The sequence below is a fragment of the Streptomyces sp. NTD107 genome, from assembly GCF_059510435.1.
This window is the reverse complement of record NZ_JCAJZV010000021.1, coordinates 45,299-51,542: the sequence shown is the minus strand read 5'-3', so window position 1 is coordinate 51,542 and position 6,244 is coordinate 45,299. Positions and strand designations below refer to the sequence as shown.

The window sequence follows — 6,244 nt, the reverse complement described above, 5'->3', positions numbered from 1 at the left end:
GGTCCTGTCTGACAAATCCCGCCTGGCCCGCGTCGCCTGGCACCGGGGGCACCTCCCGGGCCCCCAAGGGCCTGGGGGAGCCTCGCCGCACTCCGCTTCGCTGCGTCTCTGCTCTGTTGAGGGACCTGGGAAGCAGAGCTGTCGAGACGCCCAAGTAGCCCCTCCCCAAGCTCTTCGAGCAGGGGATACCCCATGGCCGGGAGGTGCCCCCCGCACCAGACGCCGCAGGCCCAACCGGCGCCATCCATCAGACAGGCCCTAGCGACCGGCGCCGCCGGGGGCGGTGCCGGCCCGGAGTTCGGCGCGCAGGGCGGGGGTCAGCAGATGGCCGGCCCGGCCCACGAAGCGGGCCATGTGGTAGGTGACCATGCTGATGTCGGCGTCGGGTGCGGCGTAGACGCCCAGCAGTGAGCCGTCGCTGATGGACATCACCACCAGGCTGCCGTCGTCCATGGCGACCAGGGTCTGCCGTACCTCACCGCCCTCCATGAGGGAGGCGGCGCCACGGGTGAGGCTGCCGAGTCCGGAGACCACGGTGGCCAGATCGGCGGTGGCGCCGTACGGGCCCTGGTAGCCGCTGCGTGCGGCGGCGTCGGGCTGGCTGGAGAGCAGTGGCAGGCCGTCGGCCGAGACCACGGCCACCGAGCGCATGCCGGGGACCTCTTCGACCAGCCGCATCAGCAGCCAGCGCAGATCGCTCATCGGGGTTGTCGGGGTTGTCATGCGGGACCGTCCTCCTGTGCCGCGGCGTCCCGGTGCCCGGCTCGTGCGCCGCGCTGGAAGCCGCCGAGCCGCCGCCGTAGTTCCTCGGCGTCCGTGCCCCGGCTGGGCGTGAGATCCGGCGTTTCGGCCGCCGGCATGGAGCCTACGGGGGTGACACCTCTGGTGCGCACCGGCAGGCCGTTCTCCGTTGTCTCCGGGGTCCAGGAACCTGCTCCCGGGGCGGCGGAGTCCGGCGCCCTGGTGTGTTCCCGGTGGCTTGGGGTGGGGGTGGTGGGGGGAGCGGGGGTGGGGGTGGAGGTGTCCCGCTGGGCGGGGACCTGGGCGACCGTGGGGATCGCCTGGGTGGCGGCCATCGGGGCCACTACGGGGTTGGCGCCGGTGCCGTCGACCGGCGGGTAGCCGGTGGGGGTGGACTCCACCAGGGCGGCGGGGACGATGACCTCGGCGACGGTGCCGCCGCCGGGCCTGGCGTGCAGCCAGCAGCCGAGGCCGTGCCGGGCGGCGAGCCGGGCGACGGTGTAGAGGCCCATGCCGATGCCGGGTCCGAGGTCGGCGCCGGCCGGCGGGGTGGTGGAGTCGCCGAGGCGGGCGTTGAGTTCGGCGATGCGCTGCTCGCTGAGGCCCGCGCCCTCGTCCTCGACGTGCAGGGTGAGCACCTGGCCGGCGCCGGGGCACCAGCCGGTGAGCCGCACCCGGGCGCCGGCCGGGGAGAAGGCGGTGGCGTTGTCGAGCAGTTCGGCCAGCAGATGGCTGAGGTCGCGGGCGGCGACGCCCATGATGCGGACGGCGGGGGGCGGGGTGGTCTCGACCACCTCGTACCGCTCTATCTCGCTGACCGCCGCCCGCAGGACGTCGATGAGCGGCATCGGCTCGGTGGGCTGGACGGCGGGCTCGGCGCCGGCCAGCAGGAGCAGGTTCTCGCCGTGTCGGCGGACCCGGGCTGCCAGGTGGTCCAGGGAGAACAGGACGGCCAGCTGGTCGGGGTCGGTCTCGTGCTCCTCCAGCCCCTCCAGGACGGCGAGCTGTTCGCCGACGAGGATGAGGATGCGCTCGGCGTGGTCGGCGAACATGCCGTGCACGGCGCCGTGCAACTGGTGCAGCTGGGCGCCGAGCTCCTGCTGTTCGGCGAGCAGCCGGTCGCGTTCGGCACGCAGGCCGCCGCTGTCGCGGGATGCCTCCAGGGCGCGCTGGTGCAGGTCCAGGGCGCGGGAGTGCAGCGCGTTGACGGCGGCGACGACCTCGGCGAACTCGTCGTTGCGCCCGGTGTACTTGACGGGTTCCTGGGTGGTGGGGTCGGCGGCGACCCGGCTGCTGCCGAGGCGTACGGCGGCGAGCGGGCGGGTGAGCGAGCGGGCGGTCTGCACGGAGACGGCGAGGACCAGGGTGAAGGCGACCAGCACCACGCCGGAGGTGATCTGGAGGGCCATCAGTTCGCTGTCGCGGGCCTTGGCGAGCCGGGCGGTGTGTTCGGTGCTGAGGTCGCTGAGCACGGCGCGCTGGGCGGTGGTGCGGGCGGCAAGGGTGTCGTGGATCTCGCCGCGGTCCAGGGCGCGGTCGGCGGCGGTGTAGCCGGTGCCGGCGGCGAGCACCGCCAGATACTCCTCGGCGGTGTCGATGTCGGGGCCGCTGACGGTTTCCGCGTAGGCGTCGCGGGCGCTGGGCCCGGCCAGGGCGAGGAAGTCGGTGAGCGCCGTTTCCTCGCGGACGCGGGCGGTGTGGACGAGGCGGGCCAGCTCCAGTTGCTCGCCCTCGTCGACGAGGGCGGCGAGCAGCAGGCCACGGGCGGCGGCGGAGGCGTCGGTGGCGCGGATCAGGTCGGCGAGCGCGTCGGCGGTGGGGTGCGCGGCGTCGGGCGGGGTGGCGCGGACGGTGTCCCGGGTGAGGGATTCGAGCGCGCTGATCATGGCGGTGTAGCCGGTGCTGAGGTCGGCCGGGGTGGCGTCGCCGGCCACGGCCGCGTCGCGCAGTCCGGTGAGCGCGGTCAGGGCGTCGCGGGCGGGGGTGGGGAGTTCGGCGCGCAGTTCGGTGATGCGGCGGTCGGCGCGGGCGCGGTTCTCGGGGCTGAGGGCGGCGTCCAGGGGCTGCCGGCTGCCGCTGACGGCGGCGGCGGCCACCGCGGCGGTGAGGGTGTCGCGCTCGTCGGCCAGGGTCTGGGCGAGGGTGAGGGCGCGTTCGGCGACGTCGGTCTCCTCGGCGAGCCGCTGGGCGTCCTTGTAGTCGGTGGCGGCGGAGATGACGGTGGGGGCGCCGGCGCCGAGCACGGCGATGCCGCTGAGGAAGACCCCGATCAGCAGCCGGCTGCGGACCCGGCTGCCGCGCCGCCTGCGGGTGGCGCGGGGGGGTGCCGCCTCGGCGGGATCGCGCAGTGTCGTATTCCGCACCTGTGCTCGCATTCTCATCCTGGCGTCCGGCGAGCGGCCGGCTGGGAGGTCCAGCGTGTCGGGGGTACGCCGGTCCCGCGTTCGGTCAGCACGACCTTGCCAGCGCTGACGGGGCGGAAAGGCAGCGTCCCCGAACCGGCCACCCGAAGGAGTGAACAACACCCGGGGTTGGTGGACAAGCCGAGGATAAGGCCCCATCACCCGAACCCACGATTCGAGTGGAATTCCGTCGGTGGTCCTGACAAGATCTGCTGCGGCCACCGCACTTAACGGGCCTTTGTGTCAGATCCGCTGACAAATCCGGGACCACGGACGGCTATTGCCATGTACATTCAGTCAGCAACCGCACCGGGTGATTCCGGCCGCCCCAATGAGGACTTCTGCGGGACGGTCCAGCCGGCCTCCGGGCACGGTGGGGCACTGGTATTGCTGGACGGGGTGACCCCTCCCCCGGGGGACGACGGCTGCGTGCACGGGGTGCCGTGGTTTACGGCGCGGCTGGGCGGGGCATTGCTGGAGCTGTCCGGTTCGCTGGCCGATGTGCCGCTTTCGGAGTGTCTGGCCCGGGCCATCACCCGTACCGCCGATCTCCATCGCCCTACGTGTGAACTATCTCACCCGCGTACGCCCCAGGCGACGGTGGTCTGCGCGCGCTGGTCGGCGCGCGCCGTGGAGTATCTGGTGCTGTGCGACTCGGTGCTGCTGATCCGGGGTCAGGACGGCGCGGTGCGACCGGTGCTGGACGGCCGGCTCGACGAGGTGCTGCGCACGGCGCGCGCGGCGCCGGCCGGCGCGGGGGCGGCCCGGGTGGAGGCGCTGCGCAACGCGCCGGGGGGCTTCTTCACGGCGGCGGCCGATCCGGGGGTGGCCGCACTGGCGGTGACCGGCGAGGTGCCGCGCTCCTCGGTACGGGCGCTGGCGGCGCTGACGGACGGCGCGAGCCGGTGGACGGAGGTCTTCCGGCTCGGCGACTGGGCCGATCTGCTGGGGGCGCTGGAACGGTCGGGGCCGCGGGCGCTGATCGGGCGGGTGCGGGACGCCGAGCGGGCGGATCCGGCGGGGGCCGGGTACCCGCGCGGCAAGGCCCATGACGATGCCTCGGTGCTGCTCGCGCTGGACTGACGCCCCCTCGTCCGGCGCCCGGTCACCGCCGGCACCCGGTCACCGGCCGCCGCCGCACTTTCATCCCTGAAAGTTTTTCGGGTAACTCCCTTTGCCCGCACAGAAGTTGGGTCATGCCACCGGGGTAGACCACCGGCGTCACACTCATCCCTTCCCTCACACCATCCACACGCATTACCTTCACGAATGGCATGACCACAGCAGATGGTCGGGCCGGCGGGCGGCCCATTGTCCGCCGCCTCCCCCACAACACCGAGGTCTCGAAAGGCAGTACATGCCCATGCATGGATCCGGTAAGTCCACCGGCAAGCGCCGCCGTCTCACCGCCCTGATCGGCGCGGCCGGCGCGGCGCTCGCCCTGCTCGTCGTCTCCCCCGGCGCCGCGAGCGCCGAGGACACGCCGAAGATAGGCTCGGCGTACATGGGATCGGAGATCGCCAAGCACGAGGGCGGTGACACCGTCACCCTGCGCGCCGACGCCCCCATCACCCCGTTCGCCACCGTCGAGGGCGTGGACGTCTCCAACTGGCAGGGGACCAACGTCAACTGGAGCGGGCTGTGGAACAGCGGCGTCCGCTTCGCCTACGTGAAGGCGACCGAGGGCACCACGTACAAGAGCCCGGCGTTCAACTCGCAGTACACCGGCTCGTACAACATCGGCATGATCCGCGGCTCGTACCACTTCGCGCTGCCGAACAACTCCAGCGGCGCCGCCCAGGCCAACTACTTCGTCAACAACGGCGGCGGCTGGTCCAAGGACGGCAAGACCCTGCCGGGCGTGCTGGACATGGAGTACAACCCCTACGGCGCCACCTGCTACGGGCTGTCGCAGTCCGCGATGGTCAGCTGGGTGCGGGACTTCACCACCACCTACAAGGCCCGTACCGGCCGTGACGCGGTGATCTACACCTCCGCCAGCTGGTGGTCCACCTGCACCGGCAACAGCACCGCCTTCAACCAGACCAACCCGCTGTGGGTGCCGCGCTACGCGTCCTCGGTGGGCACCCTGCCGGGCGGCTGGCCCTTCTACACCTTCTGGCAGTACACCGAGTCCGGCCCGATCGTCGGCGACCACAATCTGTTCAACGGCGCGTACGACCGGCTCCAGGCGCTGGCCAACGGCTGACCACCGGCAGGCCGCAGGAAACCCCATCCTCCCGCAGCGGCGGCTGCGGGAGGATGGGGCCCATGACTGTTCACGGCCACGACCTCCAGGACACCGACCGGCCCCAGGTGCTGGACCGCCGGGCCGGCCCGTACGGCGAAGTGGTACTGCGGCGCCACGGCGAGCTGTTGCAGATCATCGCCAACGGCACCTTCTTGATGGACACCTCCGACGGCCGCTCCGAGCGGCTGCTGATCCGCGCCGCGCTCGCCGCCCTCACCGACCAGGACTCCCCCGCGCTGCTCATCGGCGGACTCGGCGTCGGCTTCTCCCTCGACGAGGCGGCCGGCTCCCCCCGTTGGGGCTCGATCACCGTCGCCGAGCGCGAAGCCGCCGTCATCGACTGGCACCGCACCGGAGCACTGCGCCCGCTCACCGCGACCGCGCTGGCCGACCCCCGTACGGAGCTGGTCCGCACGGATCTGCTGGACCACCTGCGCGCGGCGCCCGGCCGCTACGACGCGCTGTGCCTGGACATCGACAACGGCCCCGACTGGACGGTCACCGACGACAACGTCGGCCTCTACTCCCCCGCCGGGCTCGCGGCCTGCCGCGCCGCCCTCACCCCCGGCGGCGTGCTGGTGATCTGGTCCGCGCAGCCCTCGCCCGCATTTGAGCAACATCTGCGCGATGCCGGGTTCATGGCGGTGCGAACCGAAGAAGTACCGGTTGCCCGAGGCGTCCCCGACGTGCTCTTTCTCGCCAGCCATCATTACGCCAGCCCATCCGCGTAGCCGCATGTCAGCGCCGGGCTCTACGCTGCACGTACTACCCAGCGTTTCACCTGACGGCAGCGACACCCATCTGAGCGCCGGCGACAGCCGGCCGGCAACGGACCTTTCCGGGGGCGGAA

The 6,244-nt window shown here is 72.6% G+C and carries 5 protein-coding genes; 3 read left to right on the top strand and 2 right to left on the bottom strand.

The genetic code is table 11. The annotated features are described in order from the left end of the window. Positions 1-258: 258 nt before the first annotated feature. Complete coding sequence (locus AC5WRL_RS27140) at positions 259-723, bottom strand: roadblock/LC7 domain-containing protein (RefSeq protein WP_496091314.1); 465 nt, start codon at positions 721-723, stop codon at positions 259-261. Further along, positions 720-3,104, bottom strand: coding sequence for a nitrate- and nitrite sensing domain-containing protein (locus AC5WRL_RS27135; protein ID WP_496091313.1), 2,385 nt, complete (start codon positions 3,102-3,104; stop codon positions 720-722). The genes AC5WRL_RS27140 and AC5WRL_RS27135 overlap by 4 nt, the downstream gene beginning before the upstream one ends. A gap of 324 nt (positions 3,105-3,428) precedes the next feature. Here AC5WRL_RS27135 and AC5WRL_RS27130 point away from each other — a divergent pair, with 324 nt between their 5' ends. The 3 genes from AC5WRL_RS27130 (at position 3,429) to AC5WRL_RS27120 (ending at position 6,125) form a co-directional block, all read left to right on the top strand. Next, positions 3,429-4,226 carry a protein phosphatase 2C domain-containing protein gene (locus tag AC5WRL_RS27130; RefSeq protein ID WP_496091312.1) on the top strand — a complete coding sequence of 266 codons (798 nt, stop codon included), beginning with the start codon at positions 3,429-3,431 and terminating at the stop codon, positions 4,224-4,226. 274 nt (positions 4,227-4,500) lie between these two features. Continuing rightward, entirely contained in the window at positions 4,501-5,352 is an 852-nt protein-coding gene (locus AC5WRL_RS27125; protein WP_496091311.1) for a lysozyme, read from the top strand. A gap of 62 nt (positions 5,353-5,414) precedes the next feature. Continuing rightward, positions 5,415-6,125, top strand: a complete 711-nt coding sequence (locus tag AC5WRL_RS27120) for a spermidine synthase family protein (RefSeq protein ID WP_496091310.1) — start codon at positions 5,415-5,417, stop codon at positions 6,123-6,125. The last annotated feature ends 119 nt before the right edge of the window (positions 6,126-6,244 follow it).